A 20,392-nucleotide genomic window follows, 5' to 3' on the forward strand; every position below is an offset into this window, starting at 1 on the left:
AGCATGCGGCGTATTCGAGTCCTCTCAACCCCACATGGCATTGGAGTTATTCATGGCAACGCCACTCTTTCATCTGGCCTTCCCCGTCGACGACCTCGAGGCCGCGCGCCGCTTCTATGGCGGTGTCATGGGCTGCGCCGAAGGCCGCAGCTCGGATCACTGGATCGATTTCGATTTCTTCGGCCACCAACTGGTTGCGCACCTCGCGCCTGACGAAGCGGGCAAACGCATGACCAACCCCGTCGACGGCGACGAAGTCCCTGTCCCGCATTTCGGCGTTATCCTTGACATGCCCGCATGGCACGCGCTCGCCGACCGGCTGCGCGCGGCGGGCACCCGCTTCGTGATCGAACCGCACATTCGCTTTGCCGGACAAGTCGGCGAGCAAGCCACGCTGTTCTTCTACGATCCGGCCGGCAACGCGCTGGAGTTCAAGGCGTTCGCGGACATGTCGCAGGTCTTTGCCAAGTAATCGCGTCTTATCGCGGTGTCGCCCGATGGCGGCACCGGCGCTTTGTTCGTTTTTGTGCGCTTTTTTGTCTTACCCGCCGAGAGTCTTCTCATGAGCCAATTCGTTATTTCGGCGCCGCCCCAGGCGTCGGTCGCCGTGGCAGGCAGCGATGCCCGTTTCCCTGTACGTCGCGTGTTCTGCGTGGGCCGCAACTACGCCGCCCACGCCCGCGAAATGGGCAGCAATCCGGATCGCGAGCCGCCGTTTTTCTTCATGAAGCCCGCAGACGCCGTTGTCCCCGCCGAAGGCACGCTGCCCTACCCGCCGCTCACGAGCGAGCTGCATCACGAGATCGAGCTGGTCGTGGCGATTGGCGCCGACGGTGAGAATGTCGACGCCAGTCAGGCGCTCTCGCTGGTCTGGGGTTACGGCGTCGGTGTCGACCTGACGCGCCGCGACTTGCAGCAGCAAGCCAAGGACACGCGCCGTCCGTGGGACTGGGGCAAGGCGTTCGACGCGTCGGCGCCCTGCGGCCCGCTGCACGCCGTGGCGGACATCGGGCATCCGAAGGAAGGCCGCGTGTGGCTGGATGTGAACGGCGAGAATCGCCAGACCGGCGACCTCAATGAACTGATCTGGTCGGTGCCCGATCTCATCGCCGAAATCTCGCGCAGCGTGAAGCTGGCCGCAGGCGATCTGATTTTCACCGGCACGCCTGCCGGCGTCGGCCCGCTCGAACCGGGCGACAAGGTGAGCGCGGGTGTGGCAGGTGTCGGCGAGATCGCCTTCACCATCGGCAAGAAGCCGGCCGCCTGAGATCCCTTTCCCTGTGCGGCCTCCGCCATCGGATCGCGGAGGCCGTACACCGGTGCACGGGCAAGGATATCCACAGCAACTGTTGATAACCCTTTGCATAAGTCGATGCCCGACGGCGCAAACGCCCGCCGGGATTGACTGTCAAGTCCATTGCCTAAATTGCCGTCACCGGTACGTATTATCTTCTGTCGCCTCCCGCGCGTTCGCGCTCGGCAACATTTCCCCACCGCCCCGTCCGATCGCTTTCAATCCTGAAACGTTTTTCCTCTCAATTCTCTGAATATCCCGTTTCGAACGATAAATCCTTCAATTGATTCAATGGGTTGCATCGATTGGCATGCTTCTCGCATAAGTGAGAGGGCAAGCCGTCCGCGCTCGGAGAAGTCTCTTCGCTGAGCCGACTGTCTCGGGAATCAAGCCATGCACGCCACATGGCCCCGGCACGCCCGATGCCTATCCTTCGCCGGGAGCCCCCTGAGCGTGGACGGATTGCACCAGTGAAGGATTCGGGTCAAACGATGGAAGGTGGAATCACTGTCAGGGAGGGCATCATGCAAATGCGCCGCACCGGGCCTTGCGCCCTGAGTCCCTGCGCCCGGTCACTGGCTCCGGCCAGCCCGGCCAAATCGGCCCGACAGCATCCGCGCGAGCGTTGCGCGAGCTGGCGGCACCGTCGCCACGACGCCGCCGGCGATCGCCGTCACGTCGCGCCCGGCCGGGCCCTGCGCTGAAGCCCCCCTCGTCAGGTCGCTTCAGTCGCGGGCCTCGCGCCGCATCCGACACCGCTCAGGCGTCGTCCGCCCAGAACTTCGCCGCGCGCACCGCGCGCTGCCAACGACCGACCGCGCGATCGATTTCGGCTTCCGACAGCGTTCGCGAGAAGCGTCGCTGCAACTGCCACTGACGCTGCAACGTGTCGATATCCGGCCAGAAGCCCACCGCGAGTCCGGCAAGATACGCCGCCCCGGCAGCCGTCGTCTCGATGACTTCCGGGCGCACGACGCCCGCCCCCAGCAGATCGGCCTGCCATTGCATCAGCAAGTCGTTGGCGGCCGCGCCACCGTCGACACGCAACTCGGACACGTGCATGCCGGCATCCGCTTCCATGGCACGCAACACATCGAGTGTCTGGAAGGCGATGCTGTCGAGCGCCGCGCGGGCGATGTGCGCTGCCGTCGTACCGCGCGTCGCGCCAAACAGCGTGCCGCGTGCGTGCGGCTGCCAATGCGGTGCGCCAAGTCCTGCGAATGCAGGAACGAGTACCACGCCATCGGCATCGGGCACGCTCGTGGCCAGGGCTTCGACATCGCGCGAGTGCCGGATGATGCCCAGCCCGTCGCGCAGCCACTGCACGACGGCGCCGCCGATGAAGATGCTGCCTTCGAGCGCGTAGTCGACCCGATTGCCGATCTTCCATGCCACGGTCGTGAGGAGGTTGTGGCTCGACACCTGCGGCTTGTCGCCGGTGTTCATCACCATGAAACAGCCGGTGCCGTAGGTGTTCTTCACCATGCCCGGCGAAAGACACATCTGCCCGAAGAGCGCCGCCTGCTGATCGCCGGCGATACCGGCGATGGGGACGGCAGCCGAGAACAGCGGCGTGGCCGTGTGGCCGTAGATCTCGCTCGACGAACGCACCTCCGGCAGCATGCTGCGAGGTACGTCGAACAGCGCAAGCAGTTCGTCGTCCCAATCGAGGGTGTGGATGTTGAACAGCAGCGTGCGCGACGCGTTCGACACGTCCGTTACATGCAGCTTGCCGCCCGTGAGATGCCACACGAGCCAACTGTCGACGGTCCCGAAGGCGAGATGACCGGCGTCTGCGGCAGCCCGCGCGCCCTCGACATTGTCGAGGATCCAGCGAACCTTGCTGCCGGAGAAGTAGGCATCGATGCGCAAGCCGGTGTGGCTGGCGATGAGTCCTTCGTGGCCATCGGCACGCAACCGGTCACAGAAGTCTGCGGTGCGGCGATCCTGCCAGACGATGGCGTTGTACACGGGCTCGCCCGTGCGACGGTCCCACACGATGGTGGTCTCGCGCTGATTGGTAATGCCGATGGCGGCGATGTCGACGCCACCCACGCCCGCATGCGTCAGCGCTTCGGCCGCCACACCAGCCTGCGTTGCCCATATCTCGAGCGGGTCGTGCTCGACCCAGCCCGGGTGCGGATAGATCTGATGAAACTCTTTCTGCGCGGTCGATACGACCCGACCGTCACCATCGAACAACAGCGCTCGCGAGCTGGTCGTGCCCTGATCGAACGCGAGGATGTACGCTCCTCCCGACATTGCAGTTGTCTCCTGACTTGTCTATGGCACTCAGGCGGCCATTTCCATGTATTGCACGAACCATTGCTGCACGCTCGCCTCGCCGTCGGCGCCGACATGCAGCCCGAGCTTGGTACGGCGCCACAATACGTCCTGCGCGGTGCGCGCCCATTCGTACTGCACGAGATACCGTAGCTCTGCCTCATAGAGATCGCCGCAGATGCGTTGTCCCAGACCGTCGATCGAATCGGCATCGCCTACCAGCACATGCGTGCGTGTACCGTACGTGCGGGCATACCGATGCGCAAGCGCTTGCGGCAGCCACGGACATTGCGCGCGCAGCGATGTCTCGTATGCCCCGGCATCCGGCTCGGCCATGTCACCGCCGGGCAGCGGCGCACCCGCAGTCCAGTCGCCGTGCGTAAAACCCAGCGGGCCATGCAGCATCGACATGGCTTCTTCCGCGAGACGGCGGTACGTCGTGATCTTGCCGCCGAACACCGACAGCAACGGCGCACGCCTGGACGGGGCGTCGAGTTCGAGCTTGTAGTCGCGCGTGACGGCCGACGGATTCTCGACCTCCTCTTCCATCAACGGCCGCACGCCGGCGTAAGTCCAGACGACGTCTGCCGGCGCAATCGCTTTGGTGAAGTATTCGCTCGCGGACTTGCACAGGTAGTTGATTTCGTCGTCGTTGATTGCGACCTGTGCCGGGTCGCCGTGGTACTCGATATCGGTCGTGCCGATCAGCGTGAAATCGCGTTCGTAAGGAATCGCGAAGATGATGCGCTTGTCGGGGTTCTGGAAGATGTACGCGTGATCGTGATCGAACAGCTTGCGCGTGACGATGTGGCTGCCCTTGACCATCCGCACCCGATGCGTGGCGTTCTGGCGAAGCACGTCACCGAGCAGATGACCCACCCACGGCCCCGCCGCGTTGACGATGGCACGCGCGCGTACCGTCTGATGCGTTCCTTCGGGCGTTTCGAGCTGGGCGGTCCACATGTGATCGCCACGCTCGGCGCCGATCAGTCGCGTGCGTGTGAGGATTGTCGCGCCGCGCTCGGCAGCGTCCTGCGCGTTGAGTACCACCAGGCGGGCGTCCTGCACCCAGCCGTCGGAATAGACGAAGCCACGCGTGAGGTCGCGCCGCAGCGGCGCGCCGGCGGGATGCTGGCGCAGGTCGATGCCGCGTGAGCCCGGCAGGATTTCGCGCCGCGCGAGGTGATCGTAGAGAAACAGGCCTGCGCGAATCAGCCATGCCGGACGCAGGTTCGGCATGTGCGGCATGACAAAGCGCAGCGGCCACATGATGTGCGGTGCCGCACGCAGCAACACCTCGCGCTCTTGCAGCGCCTTGCGCACCAGACCGAATTCGTAATACTCGAGATAGCGCAGGCCGCCGTGAATCAGCTTCGTACTCGCCGACGACGTATGCGAAGCAAGATCGTCCTGCTCGACGAGCAGCACACGCAGTCCTCGGCCGGCGGCGTCGCGGGCAATCCCCGTGCCGTTGATCCCCCCGCCCACGACCAACATGTCGTAGGGGGCGAGAAGGTTGTCCGATGGCGATGGTACGGGTGTCTGCACGTCGTCACTCCCGGTGATGGGCGTCAAATCAGGGAAAGCTCGCGAATGTTCAAAAATGTTCGAATTCGACGCCAAAAAGGTTCGTTATCGAACATAGATCTTCGAATTCTAACAGAACACGCCATATGAGTTTCGAATTCACACATGTCACGCGATCGATGTGCGAATTTGCGCACGGGAAGATCGGGGCGATTCAGTCTGCGACGTGTACCAGCGTGCCCGCTTCCGCGATGACATCCGCCATGCCCGGCGGCACCGGACGGTCAGTGAAGAGAGCGTCGACCTGAGAAAGGTGTCCCAGCCGGACCAGCGCCGGGCGGCCGAACTTGCTGTGGTCGGCAGCCAGAAAAACCGTCCGGGAATGCGCGATGATGGCCTCCGCTACCCGCACTTCGCGGTAGTCGAAGTCGCGCAACGTGCCGTCGGCGTCGATGGCGGAAATCCCCACGATGCCGAAATCGACCTTGAACTGGCGAATGAAGTCGAGTGTGGCTTCGCCGGTCACGCCTTGATCGCGGGCGCGCACCACGCCGCCGGTGATGATGACCTCGGCGTCGGCGTAGCTGCTCATCATGGCCGCCACGTGCAGGTTATTGGTGATGACGCGCAGGCCCCGATGGCGCGACAGTGCGCGGGCGACCGCTTCGGTCGTGGTGCCGAGGTTGATGAACAGCGATGCGTGGTCGGGGATCTGTTCCGCGAGGCGCATGGCGATCCGGCGCTTCTCGTCGGCCAGTTGCGTCTGGCGCGCGTCGTAGGCTTCGTTTTCCGCGCCACCGGGCAGTCCGACGCCGCCGTGATAGCGACGCACCCATTTGCGCTCGGCCAGGAAGTTGATGTCGCGACGGATCGTTTGCGGCGTGACGTCGAAGCGCACCGCCAGTTCGTCGACCGTCAGGAAGCCGTCGCGGCGAACCGCATCGAAAAGCGCCTGCTGACGCGGGTTCAGTGACGTCTGCGCCGCATCGCCCGGGGCGGCAGCCCCTTCGGAGACGTCGACGGATTCGGCGGATTCGGTATGGGACATCGGCACGCACGCAGTAGAAGCCTTCGTGCGGCCAGAGCGGCCGCACGTTCGCCGTCATGATACCCCGCCGTTGTATGACGCTGTAGTGACACCCCTGTGACAGAGGCGCCGGTCAGCGGACCGGCAGCAGGTCGCCCGACAGCGAGCGCGCGTCAGGCGTTCAGAGGCACTGGCGCACGGCGTCGGCCAGCGACTGCGGGCCGGTCGAGCCGAGATAGAGCGAGCCTTCGCTGCCCGGCTTGTGCGGCGAAAGATCGAGAATCGCGAGAATGCCATCGTCGACCGACGACAGTTGAAGGGTCTGGCCGGCACCGACCTTGGTGCGTTGCAGACGCGCGTAGGGCAATTGCTTCTTCCACAACCGCGCCGTGCAGGCGCTCACGCTCGCAAAGGTCTTTCGGGACGCGCCCTGCCAGACGGCACCGTTGTTGCGTGCGTCTTCCACGGTATCGCGATAGGCCGGCAACGTCTCGACTTTTACATTTTCCGGTGCAACGTCGGCGACGCTCCCGACGGGTGGCTCGTCCTTCGCCACGACCGGTTCGGTCTGCGCGCAGCCGGCCAGCAGCGCGACGAGCGTCAGGCCCACTACGCCGACTGCCCCGGCGGCCCGGCACCGCATCATGCGCGTCGTGCCGGAAATCCTGTCCATTCCCCGGTTCATGCCCCGCTCCACGCTTTGCAAAGGGTCGTCGCGCACACCCCGCCCCTCGCCGGCCCTCGTGGGCGGGTGGACAGGCCGGGTCACGGCGACAACCTGATATCTGGTCCCGGCGCCCCGATGGCTGCGGCCACGATGTCTTGATGCATCCGTGTCAGGCCGCGGCTCGCGCCGTTATGGTCGTTGGTACTGTTCGAATCCTGGACCGACCGTGCGCCAATGTTTCGTACCACGCACCGCCGGTTGGCGCTCATCTTACTCGTGTTATTCATAGCATGGCAATTCGCGCAATGCGCGCCAGCCCGAATCGCGTATATTGGCGGTTTCTGTCACACTGCGCCGCGCCGCCTCGCGCACATCCTGCCGCGAGCCGAAGCGCGATCCCGCCCACCGGGCCCTGGACAAAACGTCCGGCCGGTACGCCATAAGCGATAACAACAGCGGGCCCAATGTCGCTCACGCGGCGCGCGTGCATCCTGCCAACCGTTTCAACTTTTTGCGACTGTCCCGATTTCCATGTCCAGCAATGCGCAAGCCCCGATCATCGTCATCGCCCCCGATTCGTTCAAAGGTTCGCTGAGTGCGCCGGAAGTAGCGCGCGCCATCGCCGCCGGCATCGCCCGCGTGCTGCCGCAGGCGGATCTGCGCCTGCGCCCGATGGCCGACGGCGGCGAAGGCACGCTCGACGCCCTGCTCTCCGCCGGCGGACGCCGCGTACCGCTGTCGGTGCGCGGCGCCGGTCAGGCATCGGTCACGGCCGAGTACGGTGTCATGCCCGACGGCACTGGCGTACTGGAAAGCGCCAACGTGGTGAGCATCACCGATCCGGTCGGCATGCAGACGCCTGTGGCCGAGCGTTCCACGGTCGGTCTCGGCGAGTTGCTGCGCGCCCTGCTCGATACCGGTGCGCGCCGCGTTCTCATCGGCCTGGGCGGGAGCAGCACGAACGACGGCGGCGCGGGCTTGCTCGTCGGGCTCGGCGCCCGCTTGCTCGACGAAGCCGGCGAAGTCGTGCAACCGGTGCCTGCGGCGCTGCATCGCGTGGCATCGATCGATCTCAACGGGCTCGATGCACGTCTGAAGGACTGCGAACTCATCGCCATGTCCGACGTCAACAACCCGCTCAACGGCGCTCAGGGCGCCACGGCCATCTTCGGACCGCAGAAGGGGGTGGGTGAAACGCAGGTCGAACCGCTCGACCGCGCCATCGCCCATTTCGCCGGGCATGCGCATCGCGCATTCAACGCCAACGAAGCCGCGAGCCGCGCCGGTGCGGGTGCGGCAGGCGGGTTGGGCTTTGCACTGCATCTGCTGGGGGCCCAGTTCCGCTCGGGCGCGGAGGTGGTCGCCGAGCGCGTCGGCCTGCCGCAGGCGGTGGACGGTGCAGACTGGCTCATCACTGGTGAAGGCCGCAGCGACGGCCAGACGCTCTCGGGCAAGACGCCCATGATCGCCGCGCAAGTCGCCATCAAGGCGGGGGCAACGGCCTCGCTGCTCTCTGGCGCCATCGACCGCAGCGCGCTCGACAGTCTGTCGCGTGTGTTCTCGGGATGCTTCTCGCTGACGTTCGGTCCGACCACGCTGGAAAAGGCCATCGCCGACGCCGCCGGACTGCTCACCGACAGCGCCGAGCAGATGACTCGCCTGCGCTACACGCACAAGCGCTGAACCTGCGGCGCGGCGACGCGACTGTCGCGTCGCCGGCGTGCCATCACACCATCAGATCGACGAACTGATGCACCGGCATCGCTTCGAGGCGCTGCTGATCGAGCGCGACATCGAGGATGCGTGCCTGTGCCCGCGCGGCGAAACGGCGCGCCAGGTTCGTCCTGAATTTCTCCACCAGTAACGGAATCCCTTCCGCACGTCGGCGCTTGTGGCCGATGGGGTATTCGACGAGGACCTCGTCGAGCACCGTGCCATCGGCAAGGGTGACGGTCAGCCCGTTGGCAATCGAACGCTTGTCAGGATCGTGATAGTCGTGCGTGAACTGCGGGGCTTCCTCGCAAACGATTTTCGCGCGCAAGGCGTCGATGCGCGGGTCGGCAGCGACCGAGTCTTCGTAGTCGTTCGCGGTCAGGCGTCCGAACAGAAGCGGCACGGCCACCATGTACTGAATGCAGTGGTCGCGGTCCGCCGGATTGGCGAGCGGTCCCTGCTTGTCGATGATACGAATCGCCGCTGCGTGCGTGCGAATTTTCACCGAACGAATGTCTTCGGCGCGCCGCCCCATGGCCTGCAACTTGCCGTGCAACGTCATGGCCGCTTCGGCCGCCGTCTGCGCGTGAAACTCCGCCGGGAACGAGATCTTGAAGAGCACGTTCTCCATCACGTACGACTCGTACGGGCGCTGGAATGCGAACGGCTTGCCCTTGAACAACACGTCGTAGAAGCCCCATGTCTTCGCACTGAGAACTGACGGATAGCCCATCTCCCCCGTGCGCGCCATCAACGCGAGACGCACCGCGCGACTGGTCGCGTCGCCCGCCGCCCAGGATTTGCGGCTGCCGGTATTCGGCGCATGACGGTAGGTGCGCAGACTCTGCCCATCGACAAATGCAAGCGAGAGCGCATTGATGAGTTCGTCACGCGACAGCCCGAGCATTTCGCCCACGACCGCCGTCGACGCCACTTTCACCAGCACCACGTGATCGAGCCCCACCTGATTGAAGGAATTCTCCAGCGCCAGGCAGCCCTGGATCTCGTGCGCCTTGATCATGGACGCCAGCACGTGGCGCATCGTCAGCGGCGGTTGCCCTTGGGCCACGGCGGTGCGCGACAACCAGTCGGCGGTCATCAGAATGCCGCCGAGGTTATCCGACGGATGCCCCCACTCCGCCGCGAGCCACGTGTCGTTGAAGTCGAGCCAGCGGATCATCGCCCCGAGGCTGAACGCCGCCTGCACCGGATCGAGCTGGTAAGGCGTGCCGGGCACCCTGGCACCGTGCGGCACGACCGTGCCCGGCACGATGGGGCCGAGCAGTTTCGTACATGCGGGATAGGAGAGCGCCTCGAAACCGCACCCGAGCGTGTCGATCAGGCAGTTGCGCGCGGTTTCGAAGGCGAGATCGCTGCGGATCTCATAGGTGAGGACGTAGTCGACAATGTCCGCGAGAACCTTGTCGGGCGCGGGACGCACATTCGAGATTCCTGAACTCATTGCCTGCCTCCGTCAAAAAGGCACTACGTCGTCACACGATCACACCCTCAGAAGGCATCGCCCGGAATGCGCACCCAGCCCTCCATCAGCACACGGGCGCTGCGGCTCATGATGGCCTTGGTGACCGTCCACTCACCCCCCGCTTCCTGCGCCTCGGCGCCCACGCGCAGCGTGCCCGACGGATGACCGAAGCGTACGGCATTGCGCGCCCCGCCGCCCGCCGCCAGATTCACGAGCGTGCCCGGGATCGCTGCCGCCGCGCCGATGCACACGGCCGCCGTGCCCATCATCGCATGATGCAGCTTGCCCATCGACAGCGCGCGCACCAGCAGGTCGATGTCACCCGCATTCACGGCCTTGCCGCTCGACGCCGTGTAGCTCGCCGGCTTCGCCACGAACGCCACCTTCGGCGTGTGCTGACGCGTCGCGGCCTCGGAGACATCCTTGATCAACCCCATGCGGATCGCCCCGTGCGCACGGATCGTCTCGAACATGGCCAGCGCCTTCGGGTCGCCGTTGATCGCGTCCTGCAATTCCGTGCCCTTGTAGCCGATGTCCTCGGCGTTGAGGAAGATGGTCGGAATGCCCGCATTGATCATCGTCGCCCGGAACGTGCCCACGCCGGGCACGTCGAGGTCATCGATGAGATGGCCCGTGGGGAACATGGCACCGCCACCGCCGTCACCCTCTTCTTCGGCGGCCGGATCGAGGAATTCCAGTTGTACTTCGGCGGCCGGGAACGTCACGCCATCGAGTTCGAAATCCCCCGTCTCCTGCACGGCACCGTCGGTCATCGGCACGTGCGCAACGATGGTCTTGCCGATGTTGGCCTGCCAGATGCGCACGACGGCCACGCCGTCGCGCGGCACCCGTGCCGGGTCCACCAGTCCACCACTGATCGCGAACGGGCCGACGGCCGCCGACAGATTGCCGCAGTTGCCGCTCCAGTCGACGAACTTCGAATCAATCGACACCTGACCGAACAGGTAGTCCACATCGTGACCGGGTCGCTCGCTCCTGGCGATGATGACCGTCTTGCTCGTGCTCGACGTGGCCCCGCCCATGCCGTCGATCTGCTTGCCGTACGGGTCGGGGCTGCCGATCACACGCATGAGCAGCGCGTCGCGCGCCGCGCCCGGCACCTGTGCGGCAGCGGGCAGGTCCTGCAGGCGGAAGAAAACGCCCTTGCTGGTACCGCCACGCATGTACGTGGCGGGAATGCGAATCTGTGGCTGATGCGCCATCACGTGTCTCCTCAGGCCGCCGCTTGCGACGATTCCAGAAAGTCCTGCGCGAAGCGCTGCAGCACCCCGCCCGCCTCATAGATCGACACTTCCTCGGCCGTATCGAGACGGCAGGTCACGGGCACATCCACGCGTTCGCCATTGCGACGATGGATGACCAGCGTGAGCTCGGCGCGCGGCGTGCGCTCACCGATCACATCGAACGTTTCGCTGCCATCGATGCCGAGCGTCTTGCGGTTGGTGCCCGGCTTGAATTCGAGCGGCAACACGCCCATGCCCACGAGGTTGGTACGGTGGATGCGCTCGAAGCCTTCGGCGACGATCGCCTCGGTGCCCGCCAGACGCACGCCCTTGGCCGCCCAGTCGCGCGACGACCCCTGGCCGTAGTCGGCGCCGGCGATCACGATCAGCGGCTGCTTGCGCGCCATGTACGTCTCGATCGCTTCCCACATGCGCGTGATCTTGCCTTCCGGCTCGATACGCGCGAGCGAACCCGCCTTGACCTGCCCGTCGACCACGACCATCTCGTTCTTGAGCGTCGGGTTGGCGAACGTGGCGCGCTGTGCGGTCAGATGGTCACCACGGTGCGTCGCATAGGAGTTGAAGTCTTCTTCCGGCAGCCCCATTTTTGCGAGGTATTCGCCCGCGGCGCTGTCGGCCATGATCGCGTTCGACGGCGAGAGGTGATCGGTCGTGATGTTGTCGCCCAGCACCGCCAGCGCACGCATGCCACGCAGCGCACGCTCACCGGCAAGCGCCCCCTCCCAGTACGGCGGACGACGAATGTAGGTGCTCATCTCGCGCCAGTCGTACAACGGCTCGGCGCGTTCTCCCTGCTCGACCGACGCGGCAAACATCGGCTCGTACACGCGACGGAACTGCTCCGGCTTGACGCTGCTGGCGATGATCGTGTCGATTTCTTCGTCGCTCGGCCAGAGGTCTGCCAGTCGCACCGGCTTGCCGTCGGCGTCCACGCCCAGCACGTCTTTCTCGATGTCGAAGCGGATCGTCCCGGCAATGGCATACGCCACGACCAGCGGCGGCGAGGCGAGGAACGCCTGCTTCGCATAGGGGTGAATACGACCGTCGAAGTTGCGGTTGCCCGAGAGGACTGCCGTGGCATACAGGTCACGACTCACGACCTCTTGCTGGATCACCGGATCGAGCGCGCCCGACATGCCGTTGCACGACGTGCAGGCGTAGGCGACCACACCGAAGCCCAGCGCCTCGAGTTCCGGCAGCAGACCGGCGGCTTCCAGATAGAGCGTGACGGCCTTCGAGCCGGGTGCGAGCGAACTCTTGACCCACGGCTTGCGCACGAGGCCCGCACGGTTGGCGTTGCGCGCGAACAGACCCGCCGCAATCATGTTGCGGGGGTTGTTGGTGTTGGTGCAGCTGGTGATGGCGGCGATGATGACCGCGCCGTCGGGCATCAGGCCCGGTTCGTTCTCGACCTTGCCGCTGATGCCGCGCGCGGCCAGCTCGCTCGTCGGCACACGCTTGTGCGGATTCGATGGGCCGGCAATGTTGCGCACCACGCTCGAGAGGTCGAACGTCAGCACGCGTTCGTACTGCGCATGCGCGAGGCTGTCGGCCCACAGGCCGGTCTGCTTCGCATAGGTCTCGACCAGGGAGACGAGCGCGTCGTCGCGGCCCGTGAGCTTCAGGTACTTGATGGTTTGCGCGTCGATGTAGAACATCGCCGCCGTGGCGCCGAACTCCGGCGCCATGTTCGCGATCGTGGCCCGGTCGCCGAGCGTGAGGTTCGCGGCGCCTTCTCCATAGAACTCGAGGTACGCCGACACGACCTTTTCCTTGCGCAGGAACTCGGTCAGCGCCAGGACGATATCCGTCGCCGTGATGCCCGGCTGCGGCTTGCCCGTGAGTTCCACGCCGACGATATCGGGCAGGCGCATCCACGACGCGCGCCCGAGCATCACGCTCTCCGCTTCGAGGCCGCCAACGCCGATGGCGATCACGCCCAGCGCATCGACCATCGGCGTGTGCGAATCGGTGCCCACGAGCGTGTCGGGATAGGCCACGCCGTCCGTCACCTGAACCACCGGGCTCATGCGCTCCAGGTTGATCTGGTGAAGAATGCCGTTACCCGGCGGAATCACGTCGACGTTGCGAAACGCCTTCTTCGTCCAGTTGATGAAATCGAAGCGGTCTTCGTTACGACGGTCCTCGATGGCGCGGTTCTTCGCGAACGCGTCCGGATCGAACCCGCCGCACTCCACTGCCAGCGAGTGATCGACGACCAGTTGCGTCGGCACCACCGGATTCACGAGTGCCGGGTCGCCGCCCTGCGCCGCGATCGCGTCGCGCAAGCCCGCGAGATCGACCAGCGCGGTCTGGCCAAGAATGTCGTGACACACCACGCGTGCGGGGAACCACGGGAAATCGAGGTCGCGACGCCGCTCGATCAGTTGCCTGAGCGACTCGGTCAATGTCGCCGGATCGCAGCGGCGCACGAGGTTCTCGGCCAGCACGCGCGACGTATAGGGCAGCGTGTCGTAGGCGCCCGGCGCAATGGCCTCGACGGCGGCGCGCGCGTCGAAGTAATCGAGCGATGTCCCGGGCAGGGATTTACGGTATTCGGTATTCATCATGTGAGGGAGGTGTCGGCCCGGCGTGTTGCGGTGATTCTGTTCTCGGCAAGCGATCGCACGATGTTGCGGCGTGGCGATGCCTCGATGCCGGGGCGGCGGCGATCCTGCTGCCGCCCCGGGGCGTCCGGACAACGTGTCCGGCGCAAACGTGCTTAGCGCTTTTCGATCGGCACGAACTTCTGGTCTTCCGGACCGGTGTAGTTCGCACTCGGACGGATGATCTTGTTGTCGATGCGCTGTTCGATGATGTGCGCGCTCCAGCCCGAAGTGCGGGCGATCACGAACAGCGGCGTGAACATCGCGGTCGGCACGCCCATCATGTGATAGCTCACGGCGCTGAACCAGTCGAGGTTCGGGAACATCTTCTTGACGTCCCACATGACCGATTCGAGACGCTCGGCAATGTCGTACATGGCCGTGTTCTGCTGGTCTTTCGAAAGCTCGTGCGCGACTTCCTTGATGACCTTGTTGCGCGGATCGCTCACGGTGTAGACCGGGTGGCCGAAGCCGATGATCACTTCCTTGTTCTCGACGCGCTTGCGGATATCGGCTTCGGCCTCATCCGGCGAGTCGTAGCGCTTCTGCACTTCGAACGCCACTTCGTTGGCGCCGCCATGCTTCGGACCGCGCAGTGCACCGATCGCGCCGGTGATCGCCGAGTGCATGTCCGAGCCCGTGCCCGCGATTACGCGCGCCGTGAAGGTCGACGCGTTGAATTCGTGCTCGGCGTACAGGATCAGCGACGTATGCATCGCGCGCACCCACTTGTCCGACGGCTTCCGGCCGTGCAGCAGGTGCAGGAAGTGGCCGCCGATGCTGTCGTCGTCCGTCTCGACATCGATGCGCACGCCGTTCTGGCTGTAGTGATACCAGTACAGCAGCATCGAGCCGAGGCTGGCCATCAGACGGTCGGCGATGTCGCGCGCGCCGGGGATATTGTGGTCGTCCTTCTCGGGCAGCACCGTGCCGAGCACCGACACGCCGGTGCGCATCACATCCATCGGATGGGCGGCCGCCGGCACGGCTTCGAGGGCCTCCTTGACGGCGGCGGGCAGGCCGCGCAGCGACTTGAGCTTGGCCTTGTAGCCACGCAGCTCAGGCACCGTCGGCAGCTTGCCGTAGACCAGCAGGTAGGCGATTTCTTCGAATTCCGACGTCTGGGCCAGATCCAGAATGTCGTAGCCGCGATAGTGCAGGTCGTTACCCGAACGGCCCACCGTACACAGGGCCGTGTTACCGGCGGTCACACCCGACAGGGCAACGGATTTCTTGGGCTTGAAGCCGGTGGCGGTCGTCTCGCTCATGCTCATTCCTCCAGATCAGGGATTCGGTTATTTCTGTTGTGCGAACAGGGCGTCGAGCTTCTGTTCGTATGCGTGGTAGCCAATGCTCTCGTAGAGCTCGGCGCGGGTTTGCATCGTGTCGAGCACGGCCTTTTGCGTGCCGTCGCGACGGATCGTGTGATACACGTTCTCGGCTGCCTTGTTCATGGCGCGGAACGCCGAGAGCGGATACAGCACCAGGCCGACCTGTGCGCTCTTGAGCTCTTCTACCGTGAACAACGGCGTCGAGCCGAATTCGGTGATGTTCGCGAGCACCGGCACCTTCACGGCGTCGGAGAACTGGCGATACATCGGCAGTTCGGTCATCGCCTCGGGGAAGATCATGTCAGCCCCCGCTTCGACGCAAGCGCACGCCCGGTCGATGGCAGCCTGGAGCCCCTCGACGGCCAGCGCATCGGTACGCGCCATGATGACGAAGTTCTCGTCGGTGCGCGCGTCGACGGCCGCCTTGATGCGGTCGACCATTTCCTGCTGCGTCACGATTGCCTTGCCCGGACGATGGCCGCAGCGCTTCGCGCCCACCTGGTCCTCGATGTGCATGGCACCGGCACCGAACTTGATGAGCGACTGCACCGTGCGGGCGATGTTGAACGCCGACGGGCCGAAACCGGTGTCGACGTCCACGAGCAGCGGCAAGTCGCACACGTCGGTGATGCGACGCACGTCGGTGAGTACGTCGTCCAGCGTGGAGATCCCCAGGTCGGGCAAGCCGAGCGAGCCGGCGGCGACCCCGCCACCGGACAGATAGATCGCCTTGAAACCGGCCGCCTTGGCCAGCAGTGCGTGGTTGGCATTGATCGCGCCGACAACCTGCAACGGTTGCTCGGTCTTGACGGCCTCGCGGAAGGCGGCGCCGGCCGAACGAATGGTTTGCGTCACTTGAATCCCTCGGTCGTTTGGTGTGCGGCAGACATTTCCCGGTGGCCTGTGGCCTGCGCCGGTCGTCACTGTCGCACATGGGTTGAATTGCGGTGCCTTTCTTTAGCAATAGCCGTGCCAGCCCGTGACATCCCCGCCGCCTGTCAGTGCCGGCGTGCGGCTAAGGCATTCATTTGCCAGCGGAAATTCTTCGCTCATGTGACGTTTACGTCAAGTCGAATGTCACGCATCACAGGATGATGTGGTTGCACGATGTTTCATACTGAAACGCAAATTGAAACATGAAATCTCAACATGCTACGATATGCCGCATTCACCTGCGGTCCGGCGAGTCCGGCAGCCGCGCAATTGCCGGGAAGTTCTGCCATGCCGAATCCGAATGCCACCGATCTGCCGCCTCGCCTGCCCGCAACGATGGCGAGGGTGACCCGTGCCGGGCTTGTGCAACCGGTCACTGCCGTGCGAAAGCCCGTCATCTGGGCGGTCGGCATCAGCAAGCTCGGCGACCTGTATCGCGAGATCGTGCAGGATTACGCCGCGTTCGCCGACGTACAGATCGTCGACAAGGGATACGACGCCGTCATCGAGGCACTGGAGCGCCTGCCGGCCGGGAGCGTCGACAGCGTCGTTGCCGCCGGCTCGAACGGCGCCTTCCTGCGCGAGCGGCTCGCGTTGCCGGTGGTACTCGTGAAGGTCACGGGCTTCGATGTGATGCACGCGCTCTCCCGGGCGCGCCGTGCGTTGCCGTCGCCCTCACCCGTCTCGCGCATCGCGCTGGTGTCTTACGCCCGCCCAGCGCCCGAGTTCGAGCGTTTCAGGAGTGCGTTCCATCTCGATATCGCGCAGCACGCCTATTTCGACGCGCACGATGCCGAAGACCTCGTGCATCGGCTGCGCGATGAAGGCATGGAAGTCATTGTCGGCCCGGGCCTCGTCACCGAGCTCGCGGAACGCGCCGGACTGATGGGCGTGTTTCTCTATTCACAGGATTCCGTGCGGGCCGCGTTCGACACCGCGCTCGAAGTCGCGCGCTTCGGCCGTATCGAAGCACAGCGACGTGAACGTCTGGATACCGTGCTGCGTCACCTGCACGAAGGCGTGGCGGCGGTCGATCTGAACGGGCGTATCGAAGCCATCAATGCGTCGATGGCGAGCATGCTCGGCGTGACCGCGGCCGACGCCGTCGGTCGCCCGCTCGACGCGATCGCACCTGCACTCGACGTCGCGCGCACGCTGGAAAGCGCGAGCGCCGAACTCGAAGCGATTGTCTCGATGGCAGGCAAGACCTGGGTGATCAACCGGATTCCGCTGCTGGACCAGGGCACGCTCACCGGCGCGCTGGTGACGTGTCAGGACTCGCAATCGTTCGCGCGCGTAGACCGCTCGCTGCGCTCGCGCCATCGACCCCGACACCTTGTGGCTCGCTATCGCCTCGACGACCTGATCGGCGATTCGGCGGCGATGACGCAGGTGCGGGCGCTGGCACGCCGCTACGCGCAAACCGATTCGACGGTGCTCGTTCACGGGGAAAGCGGTACTGGAAAGGAACTGCTCGCGCAAGGCATTCACAACGCCAGCCGACGGCGCGACTACCCGTTCGTCGCGATCAATTGCGCGGCGTTTCCGGAGACGTTGCTCGAAAGCGAATTGTTCGGCTATGAAGACGGCGCATTCTCCGGCGCACGTCGCGGCGGCAAGGCCGGTCTGTTCGAGACGGCCCATAACGGCACGATATTCCTGGATGAGATCGGGGAGATGCCGATGCCTCTGCAAACGCGTCTGTTGCGCGTGCTGCAGGAGCGTGAAGTGCTGCGCCTGGGCGCCAACGAACCGGTGCCGTGCGACGTGCGCGTGATCGCCGCCACCCACCGGGATCTGCGCGCACAAGTCGCCGCCGGACAATTCCGCGAAGACCTGTACTACCGACTCAACATCCTGCGCATGGTGTTGCCGCCGCTGCGGGATCGCATGGACGACCTGCCGCGCCTCACGCCGCTGTTTCTCGAGCGCGCCCTCGCGCGGGCGGGTGCCCGCATGAGTGTCGACGCCCTGCAGGCGTCGTTGCTGCCGTTGCTCGCGACCTATCGCTGGCCGGGCAACGTCCGGGAACTGGAGAACTTGCTGGAGCGCATCGCGGTGGTGTGCGCCGACGTCGTGGACGCACGCGAGATCAGCCGCGCACGGCTCATCGAAATTGCACCGGAACTCGGCGCAACACCTTCACTGTCGACCGGCATGCCAACGCCACCCGATGTTTCACCTTCGAACACGGGAGACAGCGTCGGTGCTCACGGCGCCCGCAGCAGCGGCACCTCGCAGGTATCGGGCATCGGACACGACTTGGCGCCGACCGGACGCGCGCGTCGTGCCGCCGAAGAACTGGCGCGCATCCGCACCACGCTGGCGGCCTGCGGTGGCGACCGCAGCGCCGCCTGCGAGGCACTTGGCATCAGCCGCTCCACGCTCTGGCGCAAATTGCGCGAGACACCGGGTGACTGAAGGATCGCCAGTCGGCGCGCGAAAAACGTCGTCAATGCTGGTGACGGATCCGGTCCCACATGTCGTGCCAGTCGAGGCGCTTGTGGTCGGCCGGCTCGTCGTGATGCGTTACCCAGAAATGGTCGAACAGCATGCCGATGGCGAAGCCCACGAGCAACGCCACGAGCATCATGGAAACATTGAGCATGGACATGACGACCTCCCGTCAGCCGGAATGACACTTCCATTCTAGTCAATCGCATGCGTGCCAGCGGTACCGCTCACGTCTCGTGCGGACATAAAAAAACCGGGGTCGAAACCCCGGTTTTTCGTTTGGCGGCGGCGTCATGCCGACTCGCACCGTGGATTACCACGTGGCGATCAATGCCCCCTTGAACTGCTTGTCGATGAACGCCTTCACTTCGTCCGAGTGATAGGCCTCCACGAGTTGCTTGACCCACGGCTTGTTGGCGTCCTGAGCGCGCACGGCGATCAGGTTGGCATACGGGCCCTTCAGGTCTTCGATGGCGATCGCGTCGCGCTTGGGCACCAGGCCCGCTTGCGCTGCGAAGTTGGTGTTGATCGACGCGGCGTCCAGGTCCGGCAATGCGCGCGGCAACTGGGCGGCTTCGAGTTCCACGATCTTCAGCTTCTTCGGGTTCTCCGCGATATCGAGCGGCGTGGCGTTCTTGCCGTCGACACCGGCACCGGCGCGCAGCTTGATCAGGCCTTCCTTCTGCAGCAGGAGCAGCGCGCGATTGCCGTTCGACGGGTCGTTCTGGATGCCGACCTTGGCACCGTTCGGCAGATCCTTGAGCGACTTGAATTTCTTCGAGTAGTAGCCGAGCGGCGACACGTACGTAAGACCGGCGCTCACGATCTTGTAACCGCGATCCTTGACCTGGCTGTCGAGGAACGGCTTGTGCTGGAAGCCATTGGCGTCCAGATCGCCGGCGTCGAGCGCGGCGTTCGGCTGTGCGTAGTCACTGAACTCGATGATCTTGATTTCGAGGCCGCGCTTGTGCGCGACCTGCTTCACGACTTCAAAGATCTGCGCGTCCGAGCCGGCCATGGTGCCGACCTTGAGCGGCTTGTCGGCCGTCTGGGCCGACGCACCGAGCGATGCCATCGCGAAAGTGGCGCCCAGGAACGCGTTAATCAGTTGACGGGACAGCATGTGCGATTTCTCCTTGTGCTTGTTTGACGCCTGATGGACGCCTGTTCGATGTCGGGGAGCCTGATGGGCTCACGGCGGTTGCAGGCGATCGGAGAGCCCGGACAGCCCGCCGCCACGTGCATTTCGCAACCCAGACCCCGGATGCTGCCACAGATGCGGGTTTACGCGAAATACATAATTGGCATTTCCATATCCCCTTCGGCAAGCGATAGCCGACGTCCATGAAAAAAAACGCCCCTTCGGATCACCGAAGGGGCGCACCGCCGGGAGAACAGCCTGAGCACGGGCCGGGGGGGTGGCACGGCTGACGGCAGCGCCGCCAGCCGGTCGCGTCAGGAACCGACGATCAACCTGTGAAATACATCCCATCGGGCCAGCCCCCGCACGCGCTGTGCCGAGCGCGTGCAGGCCCGCCCGTCTACTGGCTCAGGGGCACGGCTCCTCACCGTTCTGTCCGTTCATCGCACATCCCCCGCCGCCACCGAAGCCGTTGGAACCGCCAAACGCCGCCAGCCCGTTACCGCCGGCCGCACCGCCGATGCCGCGACCGCCCGGGCCGCCGACACCGCCTCCGACACCACTGCTAGCGCCGACGCCACCGCCAGTGCCACCACCACCACCCCCACCACCACCACCCCCCCCGCCCCCCCCCCCCCCCCCCCCCCCCCCCCCCCCCCCCCCCCCCC

General features: G+C 65.1%; 16 protein-coding genes. 4 read left to right on the top strand and 12 right to left on the bottom strand.

Annotation, left to right across the window (positions count from 1 at the left end; genetic code table 11):
* Nucleotides 1-52: 52 nt before the first annotated feature.
* Nucleotides 53-472, top strand: coding sequence for a VOC family protein (locus ABWO90_RS16925; RefSeq protein WP_353192390.1), 420 nt, complete (start codon nucleotides 53-55; stop codon nucleotides 470-472).
* A gap of 90 nt (nucleotides 473-562) precedes the next feature.
* Nucleotides 563-1,267 carry a fumarylacetoacetate hydrolase family protein gene (locus tag ABWO90_RS16930; RefSeq protein WP_353192391.1) on the top strand — a complete coding sequence of 235 codons (705 nt, stop codon included), beginning with the start codon at nucleotides 563-565 and terminating at the stop codon, nucleotides 1,265-1,267.
* Between the two features lie 786 nt (nucleotides 1,268-2,053).
* Here ABWO90_RS16930 and glpK read toward each other — a convergent pair.
* From glpK to ABWO90_RS16950, 4 genes are all read right to left on the bottom strand, one after another.
* The gene (gene glpK, locus ABWO90_RS16935) at nucleotides 2,054-3,556 is read right to left on the bottom strand and encodes a glycerol kinase GlpK (protein ID WP_353192392.1); all 1,503 of its coding nucleotides are present in this window, start codon (nucleotides 3,554-3,556) and stop codon (nucleotides 2,054-2,056) included.
* Nucleotides 3,557-3,586: 30 nt separating this feature from the next.
* A complete protein-coding gene (gene glpD, locus ABWO90_RS16940; protein WP_353192405.1) occupies nucleotides 3,587-5,074 on the bottom strand; it encodes a glycerol-3-phosphate dehydrogenase in 1,488 nt (495 codons plus the stop codon).
* 244 nt (nucleotides 5,075-5,318) lie between these two features.
* Nucleotides 5,319-6,152, bottom strand: coding sequence for a DeoR/GlpR family DNA-binding transcription regulator (locus ABWO90_RS16945; protein WP_353192393.1), 834 nt, complete (start codon nucleotides 6,150-6,152; stop codon nucleotides 5,319-5,321).
* A gap of 160 nt (nucleotides 6,153-6,312) precedes the next feature.
* Nucleotides 6,313-6,816 (bottom strand): hypothetical protein, encoded by a 504-nt coding sequence (locus ABWO90_RS16950; protein WP_353192394.1) that lies wholly within the window; start codon nucleotides 6,814-6,816, stop codon nucleotides 6,313-6,315.
* A gap of 513 nt (nucleotides 6,817-7,329) precedes the next feature.
* Between ABWO90_RS16950 and ABWO90_RS16955 the strand changes: the two genes are divergently transcribed.
* Nucleotides 7,330-8,481: a glycerate kinase gene (locus tag ABWO90_RS16955; RefSeq protein ID WP_353192395.1), complete on the top strand. Its 1,152-nt coding sequence runs from the start codon at nucleotides 7,330-7,332 to the stop codon at nucleotides 8,479-8,481.
* 43 nt (nucleotides 8,482-8,524) lie between these two features.
* On the opposite strand, the gene ABWO90_RS16960 is transcribed toward ABWO90_RS16955, so the two are convergent.
* From ABWO90_RS16960 to prpB, 5 genes are all read right to left on the bottom strand, one after another.
* Complete coding sequence (locus ABWO90_RS16960; protein WP_353192396.1) at nucleotides 8,525-9,973, bottom strand: bifunctional 2-methylcitrate dehydratase/aconitate hydratase; 1,449 nt, start codon at nucleotides 9,971-9,973, stop codon at nucleotides 8,525-8,527.
* Nucleotides 9,974-10,020: 47 nt separating this feature from the next.
* Nucleotides 10,021-11,217 (bottom strand): 2-methylaconitate cis-trans isomerase PrpF, encoded by a 1,197-nt coding sequence (gene prpF / locus ABWO90_RS16965; protein WP_353192397.1) that lies wholly within the window; start codon nucleotides 11,215-11,217, stop codon nucleotides 10,021-10,023.
* Between the two features lie 11 nt (nucleotides 11,218-11,228).
* Nucleotides 11,229-13,826 carry a Fe/S-dependent 2-methylisocitrate dehydratase AcnD gene (acnD, locus tag ABWO90_RS16970; RefSeq protein WP_353192406.1) on the bottom strand — a complete coding sequence of 866 codons (2,598 nt, stop codon included), beginning with the start codon at nucleotides 13,824-13,826 and terminating at the stop codon, nucleotides 11,229-11,231.
* Nucleotides 13,827-13,981: 155 nt separating this feature from the next.
* Nucleotides 13,982-15,133 carry a bifunctional 2-methylcitrate synthase/citrate synthase gene (prpC, locus tag ABWO90_RS16975; RefSeq protein WP_353192398.1) on the bottom strand — a complete coding sequence of 384 codons (1,152 nt, stop codon included), beginning with the start codon at nucleotides 15,131-15,133 and terminating at the stop codon, nucleotides 13,982-13,984.
* Nucleotides 15,134-15,160: 27 nt separating this feature from the next.
* Entirely contained in the window at nucleotides 15,161-16,051 is an 891-nt protein-coding gene (prpB, locus tag ABWO90_RS16980) for a methylisocitrate lyase (RefSeq protein WP_039397405.1), read from the bottom strand.
* Nucleotides 16,052-16,345: 294 nt separating this feature from the next.
* Between prpB and prpR the strand changes: the two genes are divergently transcribed.
* The gene (prpR, locus tag ABWO90_RS16985) at nucleotides 16,346-18,550 is read left to right on the top strand and encodes a propionate catabolism operon regulatory protein PrpR (RefSeq protein WP_353192399.1); all 2,205 of its coding nucleotides are present in this window, start codon (nucleotides 16,346-16,348) and stop codon (nucleotides 18,548-18,550) included.
* A 31-nt stretch (nucleotides 18,551-18,581) separates the two neighbouring features.
* Here the strand turns inward: prpR and ABWO90_RS16990 are convergent, their stop codons facing one another.
* From ABWO90_RS16990 to ABWO90_RS17000, 3 genes are all read right to left on the bottom strand, one after another.
* A complete protein-coding gene (locus tag ABWO90_RS16990) occupies nucleotides 18,582-18,743 on the bottom strand; it encodes a hypothetical protein (RefSeq protein ID WP_353192400.1) in 162 nt (53 codons plus the stop codon).
* Between the two features lie 153 nt (nucleotides 18,744-18,896).
* A complete protein-coding gene (locus ABWO90_RS16995; RefSeq protein WP_502922640.1) occupies nucleotides 18,897-19,706 on the bottom strand; it encodes a MetQ/NlpA family ABC transporter substrate-binding protein in 810 nt (269 codons plus the stop codon).
* Nucleotides 19,707-20,132: 426 nt separating this feature from the next.
* Nucleotides 20,133-20,392 (bottom strand): hypothetical protein (locus tag ABWO90_RS17000; protein WP_353192401.1); only part of this gene is annotated, 260 nt, incomplete at its 5' end.

Origin of the sequence: Pandoraea pnomenusa (genome assembly GCF_040391475.1) — a bacterium.
Taxonomy (GTDB): Bacteria; Pseudomonadota; Gammaproteobacteria; order Burkholderiales; family Burkholderiaceae; genus Pandoraea; species Pandoraea pnomenusa_C.

Bases quoted from the DNA above. Each gene is read 5' to 3' on its own strand.
- ABWO90_RS16925 (WP_353192390.1), top strand. From the start codon at position 53: ATGGCAACGCCACTCTTTCATCTGGCCTTCCCCGTCGACGACCTCGAG.
- ABWO90_RS16930 (WP_353192391.1), top strand. From the start codon at position 563: ATGAGCCAATTCGTTATTTCGGCGCCGCCCCAGGCGTCGGTCGCCGTG.
- glpK (WP_353192392.1), bottom strand. From the start codon at position 3,556: ATGTCGGGAGGAGCGTACATCCTCGCGTTCGATCAGGGCACGACCAGC.
- glpD (WP_353192405.1), bottom strand. From the start codon at position 5,074: ATGTTGGTCGTGGGCGGGGGGATCAACGGCACGGGGATTGCCCGCGAC.
- ABWO90_RS16945 (WP_353192393.1), bottom strand. From the start codon at position 6,152: ATGTCCCATACCGAATCCGCCGAATCCGTCGACGTCTCCGAAGGGGCT.
- ABWO90_RS16950 (WP_353192394.1), bottom strand. From the start codon at position 6,816: ATGAACCGGGGAATGGACAGGATTTCCGGCACGACGCGCATGATGCGG.
- ABWO90_RS16955 (WP_353192395.1), top strand. From the start codon at position 7,330: ATGTCCAGCAATGCGCAAGCCCCGATCATCGTCATCGCCCCCGATTCG.
- ABWO90_RS16960 (WP_353192396.1), bottom strand. From the start codon at position 9,973: ATGAGTTCAGGAATCTCGAATGTGCGTCCCGCGCCCGACAAGGTTCTC.
- prpF (WP_353192397.1), bottom strand. From the start codon at position 11,217: ATGGCGCATCAGCCACAGATTCGCATTCCCGCCACGTACATGCGTGGC.
- acnD (WP_353192406.1), bottom strand. From the start codon at position 13,826: ATGAATACCGAATACCGTAAATCCCTGCCCGGGACATCGCTCGATTAC.
- prpC (WP_353192398.1), bottom strand. From the start codon at position 15,133: ATGAGCGAGACGACCGCCACCGGCTTCAAGCCCAAGAAATCCGTTGCC.
- prpR (WP_353192399.1), top strand. From the start codon at position 16,346: ATGCTACGATATGCCGCATTCACCTGCGGTCCGGCGAGTCCGGCAGCC.
- ABWO90_RS16990 (WP_353192400.1), bottom strand. From the start codon at position 18,743: ATGTCCATGCTCAATGTTTCCATGATGCTCGTGGCGTTGCTCGTGGGC.
- ABWO90_RS16995 (WP_502922640.1), bottom strand. From the start codon at position 19,706: ATGCTGTCCCGTCAACTGATTAACGCGTTCCTGGGCGCCACTTTCGCG.